The sequence below is a fragment of the Thioclava sp. F42-5 genome (assembly GCF_002213195.1).
GTDB classification, from domain to species: domain Bacteria; phylum Pseudomonadota; class Alphaproteobacteria; order Rhodobacterales; family Rhodobacteraceae; genus Thioclava; species Thioclava nitratireducens.
The window spans coordinates 144,871-169,162 of the sequence record NZ_NBNZ01000003.1 but is presented as its reverse complement, the minus strand read 5'-3'; the positions used below and the strand labels follow the sequence as shown (position 1 = coordinate 169,162).

The 24,292-nt window shown below is 63.4% G+C and carries 18 protein-coding genes; 4 read left to right on the top strand and 14 right to left on the bottom strand.

Going from position 1 to position 24,292, the window contains the following annotated elements:
• Positions 1-98 precede the first annotated feature (98 nt).
• The 6 genes from B6V74_RS10320 to recA form a co-directional block, all read right to left on the bottom strand.
• The gene (locus B6V74_RS10320) at positions 99-863 is read right to left on the bottom strand and encodes a squalene/phytoene synthase family protein (protein ID WP_088722741.1); all 765 of its coding nucleotides are present in this window, start codon (positions 861-863) and stop codon (positions 99-101) included.
• Positions 860-2,482, bottom strand: a complete 1,623-nt coding sequence (gene cimA, locus B6V74_RS10315; protein WP_088722740.1) for a citramalate synthase — start codon at positions 2,480-2,482, stop codon at positions 860-862. Before cimA ends, B6V74_RS10320 begins: the two co-directional genes overlap by 4 nt.
• Before the next feature lie 172 nt (positions 2,483-2,654).
• Positions 2,655-4,055, bottom strand: coding sequence for a cysteine--tRNA ligase (gene cysS / locus B6V74_RS10310; protein WP_088722739.1), 1,401 nt, complete (start codon positions 4,053-4,055; stop codon positions 2,655-2,657).
• Positions 4,056-4,310: 255 nt separating this feature from the next.
• Positions 4,311-4,616, bottom strand: a complete 306-nt coding sequence (locus B6V74_RS10305) for a DUF1330 domain-containing protein (RefSeq protein ID WP_075776494.1) — start codon at positions 4,614-4,616, stop codon at positions 4,311-4,313.
• Positions 4,616-7,270 (bottom strand): alanine--tRNA ligase, encoded by a 2,655-nt coding sequence (alaS, locus tag B6V74_RS10300; RefSeq protein WP_088722738.1) that lies wholly within the window; start codon positions 7,268-7,270, stop codon positions 4,616-4,618. The genes B6V74_RS10305 and alaS overlap by 1 nt, the downstream gene beginning before the upstream one ends.
• Before the next feature lie 124 nt (positions 7,271-7,394).
• On the bottom strand, positions 7,395-8,462 hold the full coding sequence (recA, locus tag B6V74_RS10295; protein ID WP_075776496.1) for a recombinase RecA: 1,068 nt from the start codon (positions 8,460-8,462) through the stop codon (positions 7,395-7,397).
• A 216-nt stretch (positions 8,463-8,678) separates the two neighbouring features.
• On the opposite strand from recA, the gene B6V74_RS10290 reads away from it, so the two are divergent.
• On the top strand, positions 8,679-9,281 hold the full coding sequence (locus B6V74_RS10290) for a hypothetical protein (RefSeq protein WP_088718658.1): 603 nt from the start codon (positions 8,679-8,681) through the stop codon (positions 9,279-9,281).
• Here B6V74_RS10290 and B6V74_RS10285 read toward each other — a convergent pair.
• Together B6V74_RS10285 and B6V74_RS10280 are read right to left on the bottom strand one after the other, a co-directional pair.
• The gene (locus B6V74_RS10285) at positions 9,273-11,654 is read right to left on the bottom strand and encodes an ATP-binding protein (protein ID WP_088722737.1); all 2,382 of its coding nucleotides are present in this window, start codon (positions 11,652-11,654) and stop codon (positions 9,273-9,275) included. The two genes, B6V74_RS10290 and B6V74_RS10285, sit on opposite strands and share 9 nt — an antisense overlap.
• Before the next feature lie 152 nt (positions 11,655-11,806).
• Positions 11,807-12,967 carry an RsmB/NOP family class I SAM-dependent RNA methyltransferase gene (locus tag B6V74_RS10280; RefSeq protein WP_088722736.1) on the bottom strand — a complete coding sequence of 387 codons (1,161 nt, stop codon included), beginning with the start codon at positions 12,965-12,967 and terminating at the stop codon, positions 11,807-11,809.
• 242 nt (positions 12,968-13,209) lie between these two features.
• Between B6V74_RS10280 and B6V74_RS10275 the strand changes: the two genes are divergently transcribed.
• Both B6V74_RS10275 and B6V74_RS10270 read left to right on the top strand, forming a co-directional pair.
• Entirely contained in the window at positions 13,210-13,587 is a 378-nt protein-coding gene (locus B6V74_RS10275) for a TadE family protein (RefSeq protein WP_088722735.1), read from the top strand.
• 1 nt (position 13,588) lies between these two features.
• Positions 13,589-14,935: a pilus assembly protein TadG-related protein gene (locus tag B6V74_RS10270; protein ID WP_088722734.1), complete on the top strand. Its 1,347-nt coding sequence runs from the start codon at positions 13,589-13,591 to the stop codon at positions 14,933-14,935.
• Positions 14,936-15,260: 325 nt separating this feature from the next.
• Here B6V74_RS10270 and B6V74_RS10265 read toward each other — a convergent pair whose 3' ends face one another.
• Genes B6V74_RS10265 through B6V74_RS10255 form a run of 3 tightly spaced genes read right to left on the bottom strand, consistent with a single transcriptional unit; the run spans position 15,261 to position 19,073 of the window.
• Positions 15,261-17,477, bottom strand: coding sequence for a polysaccharide biosynthesis tyrosine autokinase (locus B6V74_RS10265; protein WP_088718662.1), 2,217 nt, complete (start codon positions 17,475-17,477; stop codon positions 15,261-15,263).
• A 60-nt stretch (positions 17,478-17,537) separates the two neighbouring features.
• Positions 17,538-17,984 (bottom strand): low molecular weight protein-tyrosine-phosphatase, encoded by a 447-nt coding sequence (locus B6V74_RS10260; RefSeq protein ID WP_075776501.1) that lies wholly within the window; start codon positions 17,982-17,984, stop codon positions 17,538-17,540.
• 3 nt (positions 17,985-17,987) lie between these two features.
• Positions 17,988-19,073 carry a polysaccharide biosynthesis/export family protein gene (locus tag B6V74_RS10255; protein ID WP_088722733.1) on the bottom strand — a complete coding sequence of 362 codons (1,086 nt, stop codon included), beginning with the start codon at positions 19,071-19,073 and terminating at the stop codon, positions 17,988-17,990.
• Between the two features lie 454 nt (positions 19,074-19,527).
• On the opposite strand from B6V74_RS10255, the gene B6V74_RS10250 reads away from it, so the two are divergent.
• A complete protein-coding gene (locus B6V74_RS10250) occupies positions 19,528-20,631 on the top strand; it encodes a glycosyltransferase (protein ID WP_088722732.1) in 1,104 nt (367 codons plus the stop codon).
• A gap of 462 nt (positions 20,632-21,093) precedes the next feature.
• Here B6V74_RS10250 and B6V74_RS10245 read toward each other — a convergent pair whose 3' ends face one another.
• The 3 genes from B6V74_RS10245 to B6V74_RS10235 all read right to left on the bottom strand — a co-directional run bounded on the left by B6V74_RS10245 (position 21,094) and on the right by B6V74_RS10235 (position 24,277).
• Positions 21,094-21,423: a hypothetical protein gene (locus B6V74_RS10245; protein ID WP_075776504.1), complete on the bottom strand. Its 330-nt coding sequence runs from the start codon at positions 21,421-21,423 to the stop codon at positions 21,094-21,096.
• 98 nt (positions 21,424-21,521) lie between these two features.
• Positions 21,522-22,166, bottom strand: coding sequence for a YjbF family lipoprotein (locus tag B6V74_RS10240; protein ID WP_088722731.1), 645 nt, complete (start codon positions 22,164-22,166; stop codon positions 21,522-21,524).
• The gene (locus B6V74_RS10235) at positions 22,163-24,277 is read right to left on the bottom strand and encodes a YjbH domain-containing protein (protein WP_088722730.1); all 2,115 of its coding nucleotides are present in this window, start codon (positions 24,275-24,277) and stop codon (positions 22,163-22,165) included. Before B6V74_RS10235 ends, B6V74_RS10240 begins: the two co-directional genes overlap by 4 nt.
• Between the last annotated feature and the right edge of the window lie 15 nt (positions 24,278-24,292).

Sequence of the window (24,292 nt, the reverse complement as noted above, 5' to 3'; positions counted from 1 at the left end):
GACCCGACAGATCGGGGCAATCGCGGTCACCATCCGGCGAAGAGTTGAAGATTCCTCTAACTTCGGAAAATTTCCTGCGCTCTACGATGCAGACGCGCTCAGACACCAAGCAAGGCGGCGCGCAGAAGACCCGAGCGACGCCGGAATTCCGACAGCACCAATGCTCCCGGCGCGAGCGGGTCATCTGAGCCGTGCGCGCGCGCGAGGACGGCTCTCGCCTGCCATCCCGGTAGAAGCGCGGCCTTGGCGGCGCCGAGCCGCAGCTTGCGCGCGGGCTCGAGGCGCGCCTGCCCCTCGGCCGCGAGCTGGCGCAAGGTCGCTGCGTCGGGCGCAGCGAGTGGCGGACGACCGCGCGCAGCCAGGTCGGGCCATGCCTGCAGAAGCGCCGCCAACCCGGCGCCCGCGCCGAAACTGCGCACCGCGATCTCGGCCTCATTCGGCGCGCCGAGCGCCTCGGCAGCGGCCCAGTACAGCGCTCCAGCGGTCTGGTCGAGATAGGCCCAAAGGCTTGAAACATCGCCGAAAGGTTCGGGCCAACAGTCGGCGCGTCGAGCCTCGGCGGCAGCAATCAGATGGCGGGCGGGCGCTGCGACCGACACCAGCGCGGGGCCGATCTCGTGCGGGGGCTCCCGCTCTTCGGACAGCGCCTCGAGGGCATCGACCCACCATTGCAGTCGCATCTCGGCGACCATCGGCTCTGACGAAGCCCAGGGCGCGCGCGCGATCTCGAGATTGGCGGCGTAAAGCGGCCAGAGGCGGTCGCGCAGTTCGGCGGGCGCGGCCATCGTCGCGGCGAAGCGATCGGGATCGCCCTGGCGCACGGCCTCGGCTGACGCTTGCAGGGAGGCGGCCAGATCGCTCATGCCGGTTGCGCCCCGTCGCGAAGCAGTTTCCAGATCATAGCGTCGAGGAGCGCCTCGAAACTCGCGTCGACTATGTTCGGCGACACGCCCACGGTGGACCAGCGCTGGCCTGCGCCGTCTTCGCTGTCGATGATGACGCGGGTCACGGCCTCGGTGCCGCCTTGGGTGATACGGACCCGGAAATCGACCAGTTTCATGTCGTCGATGAGGTTCTGATAGGGGCCCAGATCCTTCGACAGGGCTTTCGAGAGTGCGTTCACCGGGCCGCGGTCATGGCCCTGCTCGTCCATACTTTCCGAGACCGAGAGCATCTTCTTGCCGCCGACCTTGACCACCACGACGGCTTCCGAAATCGAAACCATCTTGTCGTAGCGGTTCTTCCGACGCTCCACCGTGACCTTGTAGCGCTTCACCTCGAAGAAATTCGGCAGCTGCCCCAGTTCGGCACGCGCGAGCAGCTCGAAACTCGCCTGCGCGCCGTCATAGGCATAGCCCTGATCCTCGCGCTCCTTGATCAGATCGAGGATACGCGCGAGGCGCGGATCGTCCTTTTCGACCTCGATCCCCATCCCCTTGAGCCGCGCGCGCAGGTTCGATTGGCCCGCCTGGTTGGACATCGGGATCAGCCGCGTATTCCCCACCACAGCCGGATCGATATGCTCGTAAGTGTCTGGATTCTTGAGGATCGCCGAAGCGTGCAGACCAGCCTTGTGAGTAAAGGCCGAGGCGCCCACATAGGGCGCCGAGCGCAGCGGCACCCGGTTCAGGATATCGTCGAGCTTGCGCGAGAGCTTGGTGATCCCGCGCAGGCTCTCATGGCTGATGCCAGTGTCGAGCGTCGACGCGTAAGGCTCTTTCAAGAGCAGCGTCGGGATCAGCGTGATCAGGTTCGCGTTGCCGCAGCGCTCGCCCAGACCGTTGAGCGTGCCTTGGATCTGGCGCGCACCGGCCTCGACCGCGGCGAGGCTGCCCGCCACGGCGTTGCCGGTATCGTCATGGCAATGGATGCCGAGACGGTCGCCGGGAATGCCCGCCGCGATCACCGCCTCGACGATCTTGCCGATCTCGCCCGGCAGCGTGCCGCCATTGGTGTCGCACAGAACGATCCAGCGCGCACCCGCCTCAAAGGCCGCACGGCAGCACTCCAGCGCATAGCCCGGGTTCGCCTTGTAGCCGTCGAAGAAATGCTCCGCATCGAACAGCGCCTCGCGACCTTGCGCCACCATATGCGCGACCGAGGCGCGGATATTCTCTAGGTTCTCCGCCAGCGTGATCCCGAGCGCGGTGGTGACGTGGTAGTCATGCGTCTTGCCGACGAGGCAGACGGCGGGCGTATTCGCGTTCATCACGCCCGCGAGAACGTCGTCATTCGCGGCCGAGCGCCCTGCCCGCTTGGTCATCCCGAAAGCCGTGAAGGTTGCCCGCGTCTCGGGCCGTGCTTCGAAGAAATCGCTGTCGGTCGGGTTCGCCCCGGGCCAGCCGCCTTCGATATAATCGATGCCGATTGCGTCGAGCGCCTTGGCGATATCGATCTTCTCAGGCACCGAGAACTGGACGCCCGCTGATTGCTGCCCATCGCGGAGCGTCGTGTCGTAGAGATAGAGGCGTTGTTTGGTCATTGGTTGCCTCCGTCGAGGTTACGTTCCGCCCAGCGGCACGTCGGGCCGCGCCCTAAGGGTCCAAGAACCACCGGATCGCTTGCGATCCGGTTCGCCCCCGACTCGCCCCCCAGGGCGGGGGCGAAGATGCCCCCACCCTCGGGCCGGGGGCAAACCTGCGTTGCGTAAGCCATCACAGACCCTCCAGCTTGGCGGGGTCGAAATCGGATCCGGGCAGCAATTCCACCCCGGCCTTCGACATGCGCACCTCGACACCTGCCGCGACGAGCGCCTGTTTCATTGCATCGACCGGCGCGAAGTCCTTGGTTTCCATCGCATTAGCACGCAAAGCAACGAGCTTGTCGGCGAGCCCCGAGAGATCGGCCTCCGGTGCCGCGACCCAATCGCCCATCCCATCGTCAAGCAGGCCGAGCATCGCAGCGGAAGCCTTCAGAACTGCTGGATCATCGATTTGATGCAGCGCCGCGATGGCACCCGCCGTGTTAAGATCGTCGGCGAGCGCAGCGATCACCTCCGGCGCCGCCTCGGGTGAAGGTGTGACCCCATCAACAGCTGTCCGCCACTTGCGCAGGGTCGCAGCCGCCGCCCGCGCCTTCTCCGCCGTCCAGTCCATCGGCTTCGTATAATGCGTCTGCAGGAACACAAACCGGATCACCTCGCCGGGAATGCCCTTCTCGCCGTGATGGCCGTCGAGCAGATCCCGCACGGTGAAGAAATTGCCCAAGCTCTTGGACATCTTCTTGCCCTCGACCTGTAGCATCTCGTTATGCAGCCAGTAATTCGCGAAAGAGCCCTCGGGATGCGCGCAGCAGCTTTGCGCGATCTCGTTCTCATGGTGCGGGAATTGCAGGTCGATGCCGCCGCCATGGATGTCGAACGACGCACCCAGCAGCTCGTAAGACATGGCCGAGCATTCGATATGCCAGCCCGGACGGCCTCGGCCCCACGGGCTATCCCAGCCCGGCAGCCCCTCGTCGGAGGGCTTCCAGAGCACGAAATCCATCGGGTCTTCCTTGAAGGGCGCGACCTCGACCCGCGCGCCCGCCATCATGTCGTCGACCGTCCGCCCCGACAGCGCGCCATAGTCCTTGTAGCTGCGCACCCGGAACAGCACATGCCCCTCGGCGGCATAGGCGTGACCGTCTTCGATCAGCTTTTCGATCATCGCGATCATCGCGCCGATATAATCCGTCGCGCGCGGCTCCCGATCCGGACGCAACGCGCCGAGCGCATCCATGTCGGCATGATACCAGCCGATGGTCTCCTCGGTCCGCGCGCGGATCAGTTCTTCCAGCGACCCTTCGGCCCCGGCCTCCTTGCGCGCCAGCGCCGTCGCGTTGATCTTGTCATCCACATCCGTGAAATTGCGCACATAAGTGACGTGTTCCGGCCCGTAAACGTGGCGCAGCAGCCGGTAGAGCACGTCGAACACCACGACGGGCCGCGCATTGCCGAGATGGGCGCGGTCGTAAACGGTCGGCCCGCAGAGATACATCCGCACGTTCTTCGCATCGATGGGATGGAAATCCTCGACCTTCCGGGTCAGGGAATTGCGCAAACGGATCTGGGTCATAAGTCCTCGCAAAGGGTCGGCGGCACCTGCCGGCGGGCTTACAAGGTCATGTCGTTTTTGGAAAGAGAAGACCGGCCCGCGTGACGATGTCAGCGGATAATGCAGCAGATGATGATGGTCTTCGTGGTCATGGCGAGAAGATAAGCCGTCGCCCGCCCAAAGGTCCAGAGCAAAATTGGGCGCGCCCAAAAACGAAAAGGGGCAGCCGCAGCCACCCCTTTTCGGACTTCTGATCAGCGATTTACGCGACGATCTTCACTTGAACTCGACGTCGTCCATCGCCTCGACGATCACCAGATCGCGTTCGGCCGCGCCTTCGGCATGGGCCAGCGCCGCCTGATAGTCGTCGGAGCGGTAGCAGGTTTCGGCCGCCTCCAGCGAGGGGAACCAGGCAACCACGTTGCGCGCCCGGTCATTGCCTTCCAGCTGCACGTAGCGCGCGCCGCGGGCGAGGAAGCGCCCGCCATGTTTCGCGATCGCGGGCCCCGCGCCTTCGGCATATTTGCCATACGCCTCGGCGTCTTTCACGGTTACATGGGCGATCCAGAATGCGCCTGCCATCAAAGTTCCTCCAACAAAGTTTTCACGGCCGCAACGGCCTCCTCGGCTTTCGATGGATCGGCCCCGCCGGCTTGCGCCATATCGGGACGGCCACCGCCGCCTTTCCCACCAAGAGCCTGCGCGGCGGCCTTCACCAGGTCGACCGCGCTCACACGCTCGGTCAGGTCCTTCGTCACGCCAGCCGCCACGGCCGCCTTGCCGCCCGCATCCGCGACGACGAGGATCACGCCGGAACCGACCTTGTCCTTCAACTCGTCCACGATGCCGGGAAGGTCCTTGCCGGTCACGCCGGACACCACTTGAGGCACGAACTTCAAGCCATTGATTTCACTTACGTCCGGGCCGCCGGAAGCACCACCGCCCATCGCAAGTTCGCGACGCAGCTGCGCGATCTCGTTGGCCTGCGCCTTGCGCTCGTCGAGGATCGCCTGCAGACGCCCGAGCACATCCTGCTCGGAGGTCTTGATCAGCCCTTCGATCTCGGTGAGCAGCTTGTCGCGGCGGCGCAGTTCGGCCATCGCGATATCGCCGGTCAGCGCCTCGATCCGGCGCACGCCAGACGACGACGCGCCTTCGCTCGTCAGCACGAAAGTACCGATATCCCCGGTGCGCTTCACATGGGTGCCGCCGCAGAGCTCGAGCGAATAGATATTGCCGGTCGTACCCTTGCCGGAATTGGCCAGTTCGCCCATCGAGACGACGCGCACCTCGTCGCCGTACTTCTCGCCAAACAGCGCCTGCGCGCCCAGGTCGCGAGCATCATCCGGCGTCATGATCCGGGTGTCGACCGGCGTATTTTGGCGAATGAATTCATTCACTTCGCGCTCGATCTTCGCGATTTCCTCCGGGCTGAGCGCCTTGTTGTGCGAGAAGTCGAAGCGCAGACGATCCTCGGCATTGAGCGAGCCGCGTTGGGCCACGTGATCGCCCAGCGTGCGGCGAAGCGCCTCGTGCAGCAGGTGCGTGGCCGAGTGGTTCGCCCGGATCGCGCTGCGGCGGGCGTGGTCGACTTCCAGCTTCGCGCCCTGCCCCTTCGCAATCTCGCCTTCGGTCACACGCGCGAACTGGATGAACACGCCAGCGACTTTCTTGGTGTCGGTAACCTCGGCTTTACCTGTGTCGGTCACGATCCAGCCACGATCGCCGATCTGGCCGCCGCTTTCAGCGTAGAACGGGGTCTGGTTGACCACGACCTGAACCTCGCCGGTCGCTGTGTCGATCTCGGCACCGTCGGTTACCAACGCGGTGATCTGCCCCTCGGCAGTCTCGGTGTCATAGCCGAGGAATTCGGTCGCGCCGAGTTTCTCGGACAAATCGAACCAGATCGCGGCATTGGTGGCTTCACCCGTGCCGGACCAGCTGGCGCGCGCCTTGGCCTTCTGCTCTTCCATCGCGGAGTCGAACCCTTCGGTGTCGACCTCGCGATCCCGCTCGCGCAGAGCGTCCTGCGTCAGATCGAGCGGGAAGCCAAACGTGTCATAGAGTTTGAACGCGGTCTCGCCCGGCAGCTTCGACCCTTCGGGCAGGTCCAGAAGCGCCTCGTCGAGCAGCTTTAGCCCGCGATCGAGCGTGGTCTTGAAGCGGGTTTCCTCGCCCAGAAGGGTCTCTTCGATCAGTGCCTGCGCCCGGCCAAGCTCGGGGTAAGCCGCGCCCATCTCCCGGATCAGCGAGGGCACCAGCCGGTGCATCACCGGATCCTTCGCGCCCAGCAGGTGCGCGTGGCGCATCGCGCGGCGCATGATCCGGCGCAGAACATAGCCACGTCCATCCGCCGAGGGCATCACGCCATCCGCGATCAGGAACGAGGTCGAACGCAGGTGATCCGCGATCACGCGGTGATGCACGTTGCCCGGCCCGTCCGGGGCGCCATCGGTCGCGTTGGCCGAGGCCTCGATCAGGTGGCGCATCAGGTCGGTGTCGTAATTGTCGTGCTTACCCTGCAGCAGCGCGCCGATCCGCTCGAGCCCCATGCCGGTGTCGATCGACTGCATGTCGAGCGCGCGCATCGAGCCGTCCTCGAACTGCTCGTTCTGCATGAAAACGAGGTTCCAGATCTCGATGAAGCGGTCGCCATCTTCCTCGGGCGAGCCGGGCGGGCCGCCCCAGATGTGATCGCCGTGATCGAAGAAAATCTCGGTGCAGGGACCGCACGGCCCGGTCGGGCCCATCTGCCAGAAATTGTCCGAGGTCGGAATGCGGATGATCCGCTCGTCCGGCAGACCCGCGACTTTCTTCCACATCTCCGCCGCCTCGTCATCGGTATGGTAAACCGTGACCAGCAGCTTTTCTTTCGGAATATCGAAATCCTTGGTCAGCAGCTCCCAGGCGAAGGGGATCGCGCCGTCCTTGAAATAATCGCCGAAGGAAAAATTCCCCAGCATTTCGAAGAAGGTATGGTGGCGCGCAGTGTAGCCGACATTGTCGAGGTCGTTATGCTTGCCCCCGGCGCGCACGCATTTCTGCGCGGTCGTCGCCCGGTTGTAGTCACGCTTCTCCACCCCGGTGAAGCAGTTCTTGAACTGCACCATGCCGGAATTGGTGAACATCAGCGTCGGGTCGTTGCGCGGAACGAGGGGCGAGCTGTCAACGACCTGGTGGCCGTTGCGCTCGAAGTAATTGAGGAAAGTGGAGCGGATTTCGTTAAGGCTGGGCATAGTGTCCTGTCTCGCCTGATCGGGCTTGTTCGCTCCCGTTTAACGCCCGCCCTTCCCCCTGTCCAGCAATCGCAAAAGGCCGGGAGTTTGCGCTCCCGGCCTTTGCAAGAATTCGCGGTGAAGATCAGTCTTCGGTCAGCGCGTCGTCTTCGGACAGATTGTCGAATTCGAGCCCGTGGCTGGCGCGGATTTTATCCTCGATCTCGTAGGCGACATCGGGATGTTCGCGCAGGAAGGTTTTCGCGTTTTCACGGCCCTGCCCGATCCGCTCGTCCCCGTAGGAATACCAGGCGCCGGCCTTGTCGACGACCCCCGCCTTGACGCCCAGATCGACCAGTTCGCCCATCTTCGAGATACCCTCGCCATACATGATGTCGAACTCGACCTGCTTGAACGGCGGGGCGACCTTGTTCTTGACCACTTTCACGCGGGTCTGGTTGCCCACCACCTCGTCGCGATCCTTGATCGAGCCGATGCGGCGGATGTCGAGGCGCACGGAGGCGTAGAATTTCAACGCGTTGCCGCCCGAGGTCGTTTCCGGCGAGCCGAACATCACGCCGATCTTCATCCGGATCTGGTTGATGAAGATCACCATGCAATTCGAGCGCCCGATCGACGCGGTCAGCTTACGCATCGCCTGGCTCATCAGGCGGGCCTGCGCGCCCACGGTGTGGTCGCCCATATCGCCTTCGATCTCGGCCTTCGGCGTGAGCGCCGCGACCGAGTCGACCACCACGAGGCTGACCGCGCCGGAGCGTACCAGCGTATCGACGATTTCCAGCGCCTGTTCGCCCGTGTCGGGCTGCGAGATCAGCAGCTCGTCGAGATCGACTCCGAGCTTGCGTGCATAATGCGGGTCGAGCGCGTGTTCGGCGTCGACGAAGGCGCAGACGCCGCCCTTCTTCTGCTCTTCCGCGATCGCGTGGAGCGTCAGCGTCGTCTTGCCCGAGCTTTCAGGCCCATAAATTTCGACGATCCGGCCTTTCGGAAGACCGCCGATCCCGAGCGCGATATCCAGACCGAGCGAGCCGGTCGACGTCGCTTCGATTTCCCGAGCGGGCGTCTCGCCGCCGAGCTTCATGATCGAGCCTTTGCCGAACTGCCGCTCGATCTGCGCCAGCGCCGAGTCGAGCGCCTTCTGCTTGTCTGCCTTGGGAGATTTATCCATGTCGAAAAGCTTCGCTACTGCCATTTGTCCGCTTCCTTATTTCACAGCGACGGCCGGTCGGCAATGCGACGACCTCGCGCGGATGTTCACCTCATGTTCTGCTCGCACTATGCGCACGAAACATGAACATTACAATAAAATTCTGATAGCCCTACTGAACCGCATTTACTCTTAAGAAACGGTTTACCGACGCGAACCGAATGATTATCACCGGCGGAGTTAGGAGCTAGACCCGCCAAGATGCTGATTTTCTGGACACAAAAACTCGTCTTTCTGGCCACGCCGAAAGCGGGCTCCTCGGCGGTCGAGACCGCTCTGGAGTCCCTCGCCGATGTCGCGCTGACTCGTCCGGCGGTTCTCAAACACGCCTCCGCCCGCAATTTCCGGGACCATCTCGAGCCGCTTCTTGCCGCGAAAACCGATGCGAGCTTTACCACGGTTGCGCTGATGCGCGAGCCGCTCGACTGGCTGCGTTCGCTCTATCGCTTTCGGCTGCGCGACTTGATCGAGGAGAGCGACATCTCCGCCGGCTATTCCTTCGACCAGTTCGCGCGCGATTATATCGACGATCCGCGCGCCGGGTTCAGCGACGTGCCCAGTCAGTCGGCGTTCCTGTGCGACGACGATGGCAACACGCTGGTCGACCGGATTTTTCCCTATGAGCGGATCGAGGATTTCGTGCATTTCCTCGAGGATCGGCTCGGTTTCGCGATAACTCTGCCGCGGGTGAACGTGCCGCCTGCAGTCGAGACTGGGCTCGCCCCCGAGACCGAGGAGGCGCTGCGGACCGCGATGCAGGAAGATCTCGCGCTCTACGATCGGGTCACCCGCGCCTTAGCGTGAGAGGAGCTCCTGCACAGTCGCGGTCAATTCGCCAAGCGAGAAAGGTTTCGGCAGGAAGACCGAGTCGGGCACCGGCGAGCTGCCGTTCTGGAACACCTCCTCGGCATAGCCCGACATGAAGACCGTGCGCGTGCCCGGCCGCGCCTCGAGCGCCTGCCTCACCCAGCTTGGCCCGTCGAGACCGGGCATGATCACATCGGTGACGAAGATATCCACCTTCAGCTCCGAGTCTTCCAGCAATTCCAACGCCTCTTCGGCGCTCTCAGCCTCGAGCACGGTGTAGCCGCGCAGCTGGAGCGCGCGCGAGGCGAAGGCGCGAACCGGCGGTTCATCCTCGACGAGAAGTACGGTCGCGTCACCGGCGATGACGTGGCTGTCACGGACGGAGGTTTGTGCGATCTCCACCTTGGGCGCGATGGTCGATGCTGCGGCGCGCGGCGGCACCGGCGCCTTTGTCGCAGGCTCGAGCTCGGGCGCGGACTCGGCCGATTGCGACACCTCGGCCTCCTCCGCCAAGTCATAGGCGGGCAGCAGGATCGTGAAGCTCGTCCCCGTGCCTATGACGGAATCGCAGAAAATGTAGCCCCCGGTCTGCTTCACGATGCCATAGGCGGTGGAGAGGCCGAGCCCGGTCCCCTCGCCCGTGCGTTTCGTGGTGAAGAAAGGTTCGAAAATCTTGCCTAGCTTGTCGGCGGGGATCCCGGAGCCGGTATCGGTGACCTTGATCGCAACATAATCGCCCTTGGGCACCGTGACGCGGTCCCGCGGGCGGTTCTCGGCCAGGTGGAACGCTTCGGTCTCGATCCGGATTTCGCCGCCGCCGGGCATCGCGTCGCGCGCATTCACCACGAGATTCATGATGACCTGTTCGAGCTGCCGCTTATCCGCACGCACCCGTCCGGCATCACATTCGTGCCTGACGCTCAGCGCGACCTTCTCGCCGACCAACCGGTTGAGCAGATGGGTCAGGTCTGACAGCGTGTCGCGCAGATCGAGGGTTTCGGGTTTCAGCGTCTGCTTTCGGGAGAAGGCGAGTAGCTGGCCGACGAGCGCCGCGGCGCGATTGGCGTTCTGACTGATCTGGTCAAGATCGGCGTAATCGCCATCTCCCTTGTCATGGCGCAGCATCAGCAAGTCGCAATGCCCCGAGATCGCCGTGAGCAGGTTGTTGAAATCATGCGCGACCCCGCCCGCGAGCTGGCCGATCGCCTGCATCTTCTGGCTTTGCACGAATTGCGCCTCGAGCGTCTTGAGCTGCGTCGCGTCGGACAGCACCGCCAGAAGCCCCGCGCGTCCATTTTCCACGATCCGCGACAGGGTGACCTGCAGGAAGACCTCCTTGTCGCCGCGTCGGGCGCGCAGCACTTCGGGGCGGCCATCGGCACGACCGGCGAGGGCATCGTTCACCCAATCCGAGACCGGACGGCCGAGCCCTTCGAGCAAGTCCGACAGACGGGACTGCGGCTCGATCCGGCCCAACAGGCCGCGCGCCGCGCGATTGGCCGCGCGCACCCGGCCATGCGCGGAAAGACGCAGCATCGCGACGGGCAGCGCCTCGAAATTCGCGCCCTCCTCTGCCGAGCGCGGTCCGGGGATCGGCAGCAGATAGACCTCGGATCGTCCTCCTGCGCCTTGAAGCTGCGCTACGACTGCCGTGACCGGGCCATCCTGCCCCTTGATCTCATGCTCCTCGCCCGAGCGCAGCGGAAGATCGGTGAAGATCCGGTCGAGAGACCGCACCCGCTCTCCGACGAGCCGCCTCAGCGCTTCGTTCATGAACAGAATCGTGCCGCCCTTGGAGACGGTGAGCATCGGCAGGCTGATCGTTTCCGCACCGCGCCCGCCAATCGCCCTCTCGGCCATGTCTTCGAGACGCCACAGAAAATCGCCAGAGCCGATGCGGTGCACCGAGAGTCGCAGATGGCCGCGCCGGGTCACCAGATCCTCGCGCGCGGCCCCCTTCGCCTCCGCCTTGCTCTGCAATCGACGCAGCACTGCGCCCGGATCGGCGAAAAGTTCCGCAAGGGTTCGCGCTAGCCCCTGCCCGCCGCGAGAGCCGAACCGGTCCAGCGCGGCGCGATTTTGGTAGCCGATCTCGCCCTCCGGGTCCGTGGTGAAGCTGGGCGCGGCGTCATGGGCGACGAAATTCGCGATCGTTTCCTGCTGCCGCGCCCGTCGCCTTCGCTCCTGCGCCAAGGCGAGCCGCAACCAGCCCGCCGTGATCACGAGCGTGCCGGCGACCGAAAACATGGCCCAGGTCACAACCTCGTCGGGCATCACGAAGGCAACCGCAGCCGCGATCCCTGCAGCAAGCAGCAGATAAATCGCACCTGGCGCCAGCGCGGCCATCGTCTTAGAGAGTGGCTGCAGCATCAATTCGTTCCGCCCCACACTCTCCTCCCTGCCTGACGTCTCGGACCCATAGCGCGGCAAAAAACTTAAAACCCAATTAACGAGACTAGACTTTCAGCGAACGCGCGAGTCAATCACGCGACCGTGAGAAAGCGAGCGCCCGTTCGGGAAACTCAAAGCTGGAGATGGGCCACGAAAAACCCGTCGCCACCCGAGAGCGGCGTGATCTGGCGCTGCGACAGCACCTCGCAGCCGTGGCGCATGGCGAAATTGGCGATTTGCGCGCCATTCTCGACCGTAAGCAGCGAGCAGGTCATGTAGACGAGGCGGCCGCCGGGGGCGACAAAGCCGCGCGCGGCGTCGAGGATTTCGCTCTGCAAGGCGACGAGTTCCGACAGCCGCGCGGCGCTCAGACGCCATTTCGCATCCGGCGTGCGTCGCCACGTTCCCGAGCCCGAGCATGGCGCGTCGACCAGAACCAGATCGTAGCCCGTCCCCGGATCCCCCGGCGCGCGCAGGGACACCTTCGCCCCGGCCCGTTTCGCGCGCGCGGGCAAATCGCGCATCCGGCCCGCATCGATGTCATGCGCTGCGATCAGCGCCTCCGGACAGGCTGCCGCCAGCGCCAGCGACTTGCCGCCACCGCCCGCGCAATAATCGAGCACACGCTCCCCGGGCCCGAGCGGCACCGACGCGATCGCCGCTTGCGAGGCCGCGTCCTGCAACTCCACCAGACCGTCCTTGTAAGCCGCGGCCTGCTGAATGCGCCGCGCCCCCGCGCCGAGTTCCAGCGCGGTCGCGGCCAGCGGGTGGGGCGTGGCTTCGATCCCGTCCTTCGCGAGCGCCGCGATCGCACGTTCGCGGTCCGTCTTGGCAAGATTGACGCGGAGGAAAACCGGTGCGCGGGCGCGCATCGCCTCGGAGATGGCGCCGAAATCCGCACCAAGATCGGAAGCGAGCTGATCACGCAGCCAATCGGGCCAGTCCAGCTGGGCAATATCGTCGGGCAAGGCATGGGGCAGCGCGGCGCGCTCGGCTTCGGACAAGGGGTCAGGCGCAAAGCCCTCCCCGGTGAAGATCGTCGCGGGATCGACGCCTTGCAGGCGCAGCGACCCGGCGACGAGCGCGCGTCCCGCAGCCCCGCCGCCGGCAAGCGCTGCGCTTGCCTTGCAGCGCAGCACGTCAAAGACGTGATCGCGGATCGCCGCGCGATCCTTTGAACCCGCGAAACGGTGACTGCGCGCCCAGTTGGTCAGCGCGCGCTCGGCCACCTCGCCCGACTGGATGCGGTCGAGAATATCGATGGCGGCGGCATAGCGCGCGGCTGGCGTCATGGGCGGGCTCCGAGGCGGGCTGTGATCTGGCCCGGTTCTAGGCGCGCCGGCTGGGCGGCGCAATGCCACGCGACAAAGACCGCTCCCGGGCCACACGCTCGTAGAATCTTGCTGTTAAACCTTAATTTATTGATCGTAACCCACTTTTTGCCACATTTACGCCGCGACAACTCCCTTTTTCTCCCTAAGGAACATGTAAAAGGACGTTTTCAGCCACGGGGTATCCCTCCTTGAAACGATTAATGAGTTTTCTGTCGGCCGAAGACGGCGCCACGACGATCGAGGCGCTGCTCTGGTTGCCACTTTTCGTCGGAATGCTGGCGGTAACCGTCGACGTTTCCCTCATTTTCAACGCCCAGTCCCGCATCCTCGGCATCGTGCAAGACGTCGATCGCGCCTATTCGGTCGGGCGGTTCGAGAATGACGAAGACACCATGGCGCGGCTGCGCGCGCTGCTTCCCTATGACCAAAACACCTACACGCTCGACACGAGCGTCACCGACGGGATCATCGAGACCCGCGTGACGATTCCGATGTCCGAACTCGTCGCGACGGGCCTCTTCACCAAAGTTCTGAACATGGACCTCACGGTCCGCGACTACCGCTACATGGAGTCCTGAGATGAGCCGCGTAACGATTACCGATTTCACCGCTGAAGAAGATGGCATGATCACTCAGCTTTCGCTGTTCTGGACGATCCTGTTCCTCGCCGTCGGCAGTCTCGCGCTCGACGTCTCCAATGGCTATCGCGAGCGGGCGCAGATGCAGGATGCGACGGATGCTGCCGCGCTCGGTGCGATGTATCTTGCTTCCGACCCCCTGATCACCAAAGACGAGGCGAGGACCCGCGCGGCCGAGCTGGCCCATTCCAACCTCGGCTCCGACGATGCGACTTCGGTCATCACCAAAGACGATGTGACCTTCGGCTATTACGACGCGACCAACAATCGCTTCCTTACGGATTACGCCCCCGACCTCGATCTCAGCCCCGCGGTGCGCGTGATGGCGCATCGCACCACCGACCGCGCGAACGCAGCGCCCACCTTCTTCGGTAAGGTGATCGGTCAGGACGGGTGGCAGATCAATACCGGCGCCGTCGCCGAAGCATACCAGCCCGCCTGCCTCACCGAAGGCTTGGCCGCGAAAGGTGTCATCGACCTGCAATCGGGCAACAGCTTCGCGTCGGGCTTCTGCCTCTACGCGGCGCAATACGTGTCGCTCAACCAGAACAACATGTTCGAGAGTGGCGCGATCGTGTCGATGCCCGACACCAGCAAGCTCGACATCCCCGCATCCGGCTTCACGCAGAACGACGGCTTGCAAGAGGCGCTGCGCACCTCCTTCTACAAGCTGCGCGTGCTCGACCGCATTCCGAAGATCATCGAATCCATGCGCGACGGCACTGGCTATTTGCCCTCCTATATCACGAACCGGACGCCGACCTTCCTCAACGGGACGAAGCTCGACACCACCGATTTCGCGCCCGGCAATCTCTACATACTCGACTGCAATTCGAGCGTGACGATCTCGGTCCCGAACAAGGTCGACGGGTCCGTGACGACCGACCCGAGCGTGATCTCCGAGGTCGCGGTTATCGCGAACTGCCCGGTGAAATTCGGCAACGGCGTCGCGCTGGAAAATGCGATCTTCGCAAACACCTCGACCGATGATCGCAGCTTCTCGGCGCCGCAGGGGCTGAGGATCGGGCGCGACGACAATTGCGCACCCGATGGCGGCGCGAAGCTGATCACGATGGGCGGTGTCTCTTCGGCGGCAAAAATTTCCTTCTACGGCGGTCAGATCCTCGCGATGAAGGATGTAAGCTTCTCGGCGCAGGCAGACGGGATCGAAGGAGTCGCGATCGTCTCTGGCGGCAAGATCGACGGCACCTCCAACTCGCGCTTCGGTCATTGCGATACCGGCATGGAGAGCAATATCGAGATGAGCTACTTCCGCCTGCGGATGTAAGGGACCTCCCAGCGGGCGCAAAGCGCGATCGAAACAATCCGCGGAAGATGGGATAGGAGAGGCCACGTTTTGGCCGCTCCATTGCTCCCGTCGTCGCCATGCCTGATCGCGCCGCTTCCGAGCAACCGCCTTCCCTACCGCGCGTGGCGATCGGTTTCAACAAATGCGGCACCCGCTTCCGGGGATGCCATGGCGGCCTGTTCGCGGTTCGGGCGTGGTGATCCCGAGCTTCGAGATTTTCGCCCGGCCCAGTAGTTTTCGCAGCAGTCGCGCCTTTCGCAGCAGTCGCGCCTCCCGCCCCGGTCACGGACCGGGATGGCCCTGCTCAATCGTCGGATTTGTAGCTGTAGCGGTAGTTATAGTGATATTGATAATGACCGCCATAACGCTCGGCCGCCTCGGCCTTGAAGCCGTTGAGGACCGCGCCCGTGATCGACGTGCCCGCCGCCTCGAAGCTCGCCTGCACGGCACGCACCGCGCCCTGCATCGTCTCGAGATGGCGCGCGATCACGATGCTCGCGCCTACGGAGCGCCCGATCACCACCGGATCGGTGACCGCAAGCGCGGGCGGCGCATCGACGATGATGAGATCGAACTCGCTGTCGAGCTGGCGAAGCATGGTCCCGAACTCGGCCCGCATCAGCAGTTCCGACGGGTTCGGAGGGTAGCGGCCCGAGGTGATCACCTTCAGCCCCTCGACCGGCCCGTCGCGCATCACCTCTTCCAGCGCCTTCTCGTGGCCGAGATAATCCGAAAGGCCCTCCACCGTCTTCGGCAGATGCAGGAACCGCGCGAGATAGCCTTTGCGCATATCTGCATCGATCAGACAAACTCGCTGCCCCGCTTGCGCCGCGACTACGGCGAGGTTGATCGAAAGGAAGGTCTTGCCCACCCCCGGCGCGGCCGAGGTCACCTGGATCGAGTTGGTCTGCGCATCCAGTAGCCCGAAATGCAGCGAAGTGCGCAGGGATCGCAGCGCTTCGGTCGTCACGGCGTCTGAATGTTCAAGCGCGAAGATCGGCAGGTCGCCCTTGCGGTGACGTAGATCGGACGCCTCCTTGGCGAAGGGAACGGTTGCGAAGACTGGCAGACCGAGCGCTTCGATCTCTTCGGCGCCCTTGATTCCGTGACGCAGCGCGCGACGGATCAGAACGTAGGCTGCGCCGATGATGAGACCCAGTATCCCCGCCAGCGCGACGATCCGAGATTTGCGCGGCGCGACCGGGATGATGCTCGCATAGGCTTTGTCGATCACGCGCACCGAACCGACAGTCGAGGCGCGCACGACCTGCAATTCCTGCGATCGGTTGAGAAGCTGGGTGTAGACCTGCTGCGCCACTTCGAGGTTACGCTGCAGATTGAAGATGTCCTTCTGCGTCTCGGGCAAACCTTGGGTCGCCTTCTTCGCCTGTTCCAGCTGCGCTTGCAGTTCCTTGCGGTTTTGCAGCAGCGCCTGATAGGCGGGGTGGTTGACCGTGTACTGGTTCTTCAGCTCGGCCTCTTTCAGATCGAGCGCGGACAGTTCCCCCTCGATCTTCGTGACGCGCTCCAACAGGGCCTGGGTCTCGTATTTCACGTCGACCGATTTCTGCTTCTGGCGATAGGCATTGAGCGCCTGCTCCGCCTCGGACACGTTCTTGCGCGCCTCGGGCAATTGCTTCTGGATGAATTCGAGGCTGTTCTCGGCGGAGGCCGAATTGCGCTCGATATTCTGGTCCACGAAAGACGCCGCGATCGCGTTGAGAATCTTTTCCGCGCGCTGGCGGTCGGTGTCCTGATACGCGGTATGCAGGATGTTCGAACCGCGCGGGCTTTCGGAGACCGAAAAGTTTTCGCGCATCGCCTGAATCGTCGCGTTGAGAGAGCGGCGCCCGATGTAGAACTCGCGGCCGACCGGGGCATCCATCTCGGATAGCGCAAGCGCGAAATCGCCATCGCGCGCGGTAACTTCGTGGCCGACCGTACCGCTGACTTCGGTGCCGTCGAGCAGCGTGACGCGATAGCTGTCGGCGCCGGTCACGGTCAGCGTCATCGGCTCTCCCTGCCATTGAGCGGGCACTTTCAGCTTACCGATCTGAACCGTCTCTGCGTTCCACTGGTATTGGGTGAACAGGCCCGGATCGGGCAAGTGCAGGTTCGCGGGAAGCATGCCGATAAGCGGCAGCCGGCGCGGAATGACGAAGTTCTGCAGGTCGAGCTTGTTCGCCGCATCGCCCAGCACCAGCCGCGACGACATGATCGCGATCTGGGTCTCGGCCTGCGATTTGCCGCCAACATCGCTGCCGAGAAGCGTCTGCATCGACTCCGGAAGCGCCGACAGACCGTTTTGCGACTGCTCGAGCTGCAACAGGCCGTTCGCCTCGTAGACCACCGGTTTGCGCAGCGCGACGAAAGCGCCGAGGATCACAGCCAGGGCAAAGGCCAGCGCGATCCATTTCCAGCCCCCCAAAAGCGCGCCGGCAAGCGCCATCAGGTCGATTTCGTCATCCTCGACCTCGGGCTGCGCAGCATGTCTCTGGGTTATCTCGGAAATTTGCTTCATCTGTCCCGCTCAATTTCTCAAATGCTTATCCAAACCCACGCGCGCCGCCAGTTACGCCGCTCACCGTTTCGGCGCGAGGCGCGAGACCCACGCCTCGCTCGCGGCGGAAATCTCGGTAAATGCCTTGCGATGAGCCTCGATCGGCTCGCGGTACGGGTCGGCGATCCCCTTGCTGCCCATCCATTGATCGAACAGCATCACCCGCCCGCCCAGTTGCGGCGCGCGGCGCGTTATCTCGCGCTTGTGGCCAGCCTCCATCACGAGGATCAGCTCGTGCTCGGCCCCGATCTCGGCGGTGAACTGGCGCGCGACATGGCCGTCGAGGCTCAGTCCGTTTTCCGCGGCGACCTCGCTCATGGTCTCGTCCGCGCCCGCGCCGACCACCGCGCCGATTCCGGCAGAGGTGACCTTGCACTCAGGCAGTGCCGCAGCGAGAAGCCGTTCGCCCACAGGCGAGCGACAGATATTTCCGACGCAGACGACGAGGATGGATCCGACTTTCGCCATCGCTCAGTTCGCCAGTGCGGAGGCCGCGCGAGCGGTGCTCAGCGTCGGCAGGATGTTGGAGACCACACGGTTCCATTTCGCGACCGGCGCGGTCGTGACATAGACGACGTCCTGCGGGTGCAGGAAGAATTTCGTGCCGACGACAAAGGCCGCTGCGCTCGACGTATCAAGCTGGAACACCACCACGCCGCTCGGCGTGTCACGGAACACGAAGACGCCGCGCGCATCGGCCTGATTGGTGTTCAATCCGCCGACAGCGGTGACGGCTTCGGTGAGGCTCACGTCGTCCTTGGTCAGGTCGATCGGACCGGGCTTCACCAACTGCCCCAGCAGATAGGCTTCCAGCTTCGTCGCGCGCTGCACCGAGACGACATCGCCATTGCGCAGTACCGGGTTGTTGGAGGCGATCCCCTGATTGAGGAAGGCCTGCAAGTCCACCGCGTAGCTGCGCCCGCCGCGGCGCACAAGAACCCGACGCGCATCGGCGGCATCGTTCAGACCACCCGCCTCGTTGATCGCATCGAGCAGCGTGAGCGATTTGGAGGTCAGCGGGATCCGCGCAGGCTTGCCGACCTCGCCGGTGACCGACACGGTCTGCGAGTTGTAGCCCACCACGCGCACCGAAACCTGCGGCGAGGGGATGAACTCCTTCAGCTTGCGCGAGAGATCGGCACGCACCTGTTCGGGCGTCCGGCCCGCGGCGCGCACGTTGCCGACGTAGGGATAGTAGAAACTTCCGTCCGAATTGACGCGAAGACCGCCCTCGGCGGGCGTCCGGGTCGAGCCTGCGGGCGAGGTCAGTTCGGGATGTTCGTAGACGACGATATCGAGCAGATCGCCCGGCCCGATGCGGTAGTTCCAATAGCCGTTCGAAGGCAGGGTCGTGCGCCCGCCGCTCAGATCGGAGGGCGCGCCGAAGGTGGAGACGTTGGCGAGGCTCAGCCGCACAATCGCGACATCGCCCGCTGCCGGATCCTCGACGGAACTGACGTTACGGGTATTTACCGGGAAATTGGTGGTCGACGTGTCGCAGGAGGCCAAAAAGAGCGACGCGCAGAGCGCCACAAAAATCCTCGTCACTGCCCCCATCGTGCCCTCCTGAGCCTCTTAATCCAAGCTTCTGATCCGTTCCGGCCATGCGGTCGGGACCGGGTTTCGTCTAGCGCCTCTGAATAGACAAGCTGTCGCCGTTTTCAACCGTCCAATCGCGTCGAGGCGCGATTCTGGCTCAAATCACTCAACCTGACGGCGAGCCTCCCACCCGCTGGAACCGCGTGAACTCCGCCCCGATCGTGTGAGCATATGCGCGACAGGAGCTCATCCTCATTGGTCGCGAACGCATTGGTCGCGAACAGGTGAGTGAAGTTTTCTGACGTTTTTCGCCTAACGCGAGTCAAAAGCCGTTGACCCTCCGGAAAAAAGTTAAGTATCCCTGTCGAGCAAGAGTATCCGTACGATTATCGATATTTTTTACGATGACGCGTTAGCGGAATATTAACATCTGCCGCCGCGATAATATTTTTTTCATGCAAGAGGGCAGTGTATGATTGGCCTTGAATATGTTGTGACGGCTTTCCTGGCATCGTTCCTGATGGCGGCCCTCATCGTTGCAACAAAGAGTTTTCATGGCAAGCTCACGCTCGACGGCGATCACGGCATCCAGAAAATCCACGCGGCCCCGACCCCGCGGATCGGCGGCTTTGCCCTTCTGTCAGGTGCGTTGGTTGCGGGTCTGACTTTGGATGCGCAGACACAGGCGCTTTGGTGGACGATCTGCCTCTGCGCGAGCCCTGCATTCGGCTCCGGGGCGATCGAGGACATCACCAAGAAAGTCTCCGCCAAGTGGCGCCTGCTCGCCACCGTATGTGCGGGGCTGATTTTTTGCCTCGTGTCCGGCTACCACATTGAACGCGCGGATATCCCCGGGCTCGATTACCTGCTGCGCTACCCGGCGTTCGGGATCGCACTCAGCGCCATCGCTATCGGCGGGATCGCCAATTCGCTCAACATCATCGACGGGGTGAACGGGCTCGCCTCCGGCAGCGCGATCATCGTCTTTTCTGCTTTCGCGGTTATCGCCGAGCAGACCAATGACGGGCCGATCTTGGCGATCTGCCTGCTGATGATCGGCTCGATCGCGGGATTCTTCGTGATGAATTTTCCGGCCGGAAAGCTGTTTTACGGTGACGCCGGGGCCTATGCGACAGGGTTCGTACTCGCCGTGATCGGCATCGTCTTGCCCGCCCGCAATCCCGAGATTTCACCGCTGATCGCCGTGCTCGCGCTCGCCTATCCGTGGATCGAGACGGTCGTCTCGATTCGCCGCAGGCTGAAGCGCGACGGAACCCATCCCGGCGCGGCGGATCGGCTGCACCTGCACAGCCTCGTCTATCGCAGCCGTGCGAAACGAATTGCCGAAGCGCTCGGACATCCGGAGATGCGCAATCCGATCACCTCGGTCGTTCTCTGGTCACTGAGCCTGATCGCGTGCTCCATCACCGTGATCAGCGCGACTTCACCCGCATCCCTCGGCGCGGGGGTCGGCGTGGTTTTTGTCTGCTACATGCTGATCTATCGTCGCGTCGCGCTTGGCAGCAAGCTTCGTCGTGCAATGGCGACCGCGCGCCGCGCACGGATCGATATGTAACGCGAGAGCTCACGCGCATCACCTTGGAATCCGCGCGTCTTAGCCCGGCGTATTCCAAGCGGTGGAGCCGAGTGCCGACCGGCGCGTCGAGTCTTACCTATCCTGCGCGGATCGGCGCTCGTCACCACCTTGCCCGGGCCCAGATCGGCCCAAGCGATTCCCTAATTGGCCACCTCGCGATACGGCGCTTCATCCTGCACAGGTGCAATGCTCTCCCAGAGCATCATCCACACCAAGGCCGCGAGAGGAAAAATCGCGAGTCCTGTCAACATCGGCTCCTACCCCAACACTCAAACACCCGTCTTATGATTGTCATATCATAACTCGAGCGAATCAGTGCGCATTTGTAAGGCCTGGAGCACTGTCGATTTGGATAGTTTTGCAGCGTTCCTCTGTGGTTAGGCGGAATCAAAAAGGCCCCGCTTCAAGCGAGGCCTTTCGAAAGATCGCGGATCGCGCGGATCAGTTGGTGCCGTTGGTTCCGTTGGTCCCGTTAGTGCCGCCGCTGCCCATAGCAGCTGCCGCGAGGCCGACGCCAACGATCACCGCAACGACCGGGGTCGCACCGCCGAGGTTGCTATTCGCCGCCGCCGTGCAGGATACCACGGCCTCACCTTTATTATTGTACACAGCGTCGACCACAGCTGTGTCGCAAACATTATTCGCTTTTGCCCAGGCAACGAGCGCGTCGTGGCTAAGATTGGCCGGCGCTTGCAGGTTCTGGGCCGCACCCGGAAGGGCACCAGCAAGAGTGGCTGCCACTACAACGGCACCCGTAAAGAACTTCGTCATCGAAACCTCCGATCAGGTTGGGATAGGTAAGACATTATTATCTTACATTAATCTTTTGGTGAACCATAGGGTTATTTGATACCCAAGGCCCATTCAGTTTAGTCGAGCACGCCGATCGCGATCTGCCCCACAGTTGGGGAAACCCATTGCCGCCCGGCCTGGATCCGTCCCGTTTTATCGGTCCAGTAAATATTGGTTATGGCCATCTTCGGATTGCGACATTGTTCTTCGTGGCGCGACAATTTTAGCCCTGCGAGGGTTTCGTTTCCAGCCGCAGTCATCTTGCAGCCGAGCAACACATAGTCCGCATGATTGTCCGCCGTAAGGAAGCGGTAGGTCCGGCGATAGGCGTCCATCTTGGCGCTGCGAAGGGCGGCGAGCGTCGGCCCCGAATCCGCCGCCATCAGATCGTCGCCCAAGCCGCGGGTCGCGACCACCACGCCCCGATCGACCGACACGGTGATATCGTCTCCGGACCGCCAAGTCTCGACGGTGCCATTCCGCCCGGCCAGAGACAGGGTCGCATTCGCGTCGCGCGACGGAATGACAACTTCGAGCCCGCGCTTCGGAACTGCTCGCGTCACCACCTTCACGCCCACACCTTCGCCATTCGTTGCGGATCGCACGGGCGCGCCCTGCCCCACAGCCCCTCCGCCCGGAAGCGTCATCGTGTTGCCCAGTTTGTCGAATTGCGCACAGCCCGCGACCGCCAGCAGCGCCGCGCCGAAAACAAGTGATCTCATCGCCAGAACCGCTCCCAATTTCCGTCGAAGGAGGCGGGCTGATCTTCGCGCACCATCCCGTAAAGCCTGTTGGCCACACCCAACCGCGCCCCGCCGTCGCGCACGATCGGCTGGATCACCGTCGAATAGCGCTGCTTCGTCGGCTGCCCGGTCGCCCAGTGCAGCGGGATGGTGATCATGAAGCCCTTGTCGAACGAGCCCTCGCCGAAATCTTCCGAGGACACATCGGTCCTCGTCGCATAGACCCCGACTTTCCAGCCATTGTCGAAAACGCGCGAGAAGCTCAGCGTCGCGCCCCAGTCGCCGGCGAGGTAACGGCCGACATCGAGCTGCGTATAGAACTGGTCGGTGAACTGATAATAAGCGGATAGATGGCCCGTCGTGACCTCGTAGTCGCGCAGATCGAAGCGCTGGTCGTAGCCGCGCTGGCGTACCCGGTTAAGCTCGGCCCCCAAAGCAAGGCGGCTGTGTTCCGGCGCCCAGAGAAGCTCGGTCGAGACACCCGCGAACATCGGCTCCAGATAGCCGGCGGTCACACGCCCGAAGAGATCGCGTCCCGGACGGAAGAAATAGGCCCCCGTCAGTTCCGGAATCGTCGGACCCGACCCCTTGTAATAGAGCCACGCATCCGAGCGCACATGCGGTAGCACCGAATCCGACGGCCGGTTCGCCTGATCGAGATTGCCGATCACCTTCTGGTTCACGCGCCCCGACAGCAACAGACCTGGCGCGATCTCGTATTGTGCCTGCACGCTTACACCCAGATCGGCGCGCAACGGATCGTCCGGGTCGAACAGGCCCGGAAGCAAATAAGGGCCGACACCCCAGGAAAAGCGCGGGTAGGTGCCGGGCGCGACCGGCAGCCGAGGGGGCGCGCCGTCAATCTGTGCATGGGCGCGCATCAGTTCGCCGCCGACGGGGTGGAATTCATAGGCCTCGAGGTCGTCGCGACGGATTGTCGTGGTCGAGACGGGCTGCGAATTTTCCGACAGGGTGATCGCGAACCGATCGACCATAGCAGGGGCCTGCGCGCTCAGCACCCGCGCGGCGCGCCCGAGCGCTTCGGGCGGCGCGTTGTATCGGTCGTTGCGAATCTGGATCGCAAGGGTGGAGCCGCTGAGCTTCGCACCTTCCAGCACCAGTCCCTGTTGCGCCAAAGCCGGGCGCAGCTTCGCCGTCAGATAGGCCGGATCGTTCGTCCAGCTTTGCGCCGCCTCGACGCCCGCGCGCGGTACGACCGGCGGCGGTGCATCTTTCAGCCCGCTCGGATGCGCGTTGTGCTTGGGGTTCAGCGCGTAGCTCAATTGCACGCTGAAATCGGTTCCGTAGAGATAGCCCGCCGTGATCGAGGCCTGATCGTTGATCTTGTATTGCGCGGCGATGTTGACCGGGGATTTGCGATCGAAGGTCGGACCGTCCTCGCGCGTATAGGCGTCGGAGGAATATTCCGCCATCAGCCGCAGCCTGTCCGTCGCCTGCCATTCGACACCCGCAAACAGTGCCGCATCCCCGGTAAACCATTGCTGCGGCTGGAACGTCCCGCCCTGCGCCCCGGTGCGATCTCCGCGCGTCTTGAAGTGATCGCTCAGCACGCCCAGCGGATTGTCGAAGCCGTTATTCGACCCAAGTCGCCCCCAACCGATCCCCGCCGTCGCGCGCAGTTTCGGCGAGATCGACTTGGTCGCCACGACATATTCCCCGGAATAGACCCCGGTGCCGGTCATGTCGTTGATGCCGAACGCCATCGCAGGCCAGAAGCGCCCCTCGTCGAGGAACCGATACTGGATCGAGAAGCTGCGATCGTAGAGCGTACCGCCGCCCATGTAGTTCTTGATCGTCGAATATCGGAAGCCAGCCGACAGGCGCGGCGTGATCTGGAACGCGGCCGAGACGCGCGTCTGTCCGGCGAAGGCGAAGACATTGAAGCCAAGCTCCGCATCCTCGCGACTGCCCGCGACGGGCATGTCGATCAGCCCCGGGATGCCATAGCTGTTATAGCCCCAGGCCCTGTCGGCCGATTGCGCGCAGGCGGGGCCGAAGCCGAGACCCGCGAGCGCACTGCTCGCCATAGCAAAGAAGAGAAAACGGGAGCGGTAGGGGCGCGCCAACATGTCAGGAAAATCCGC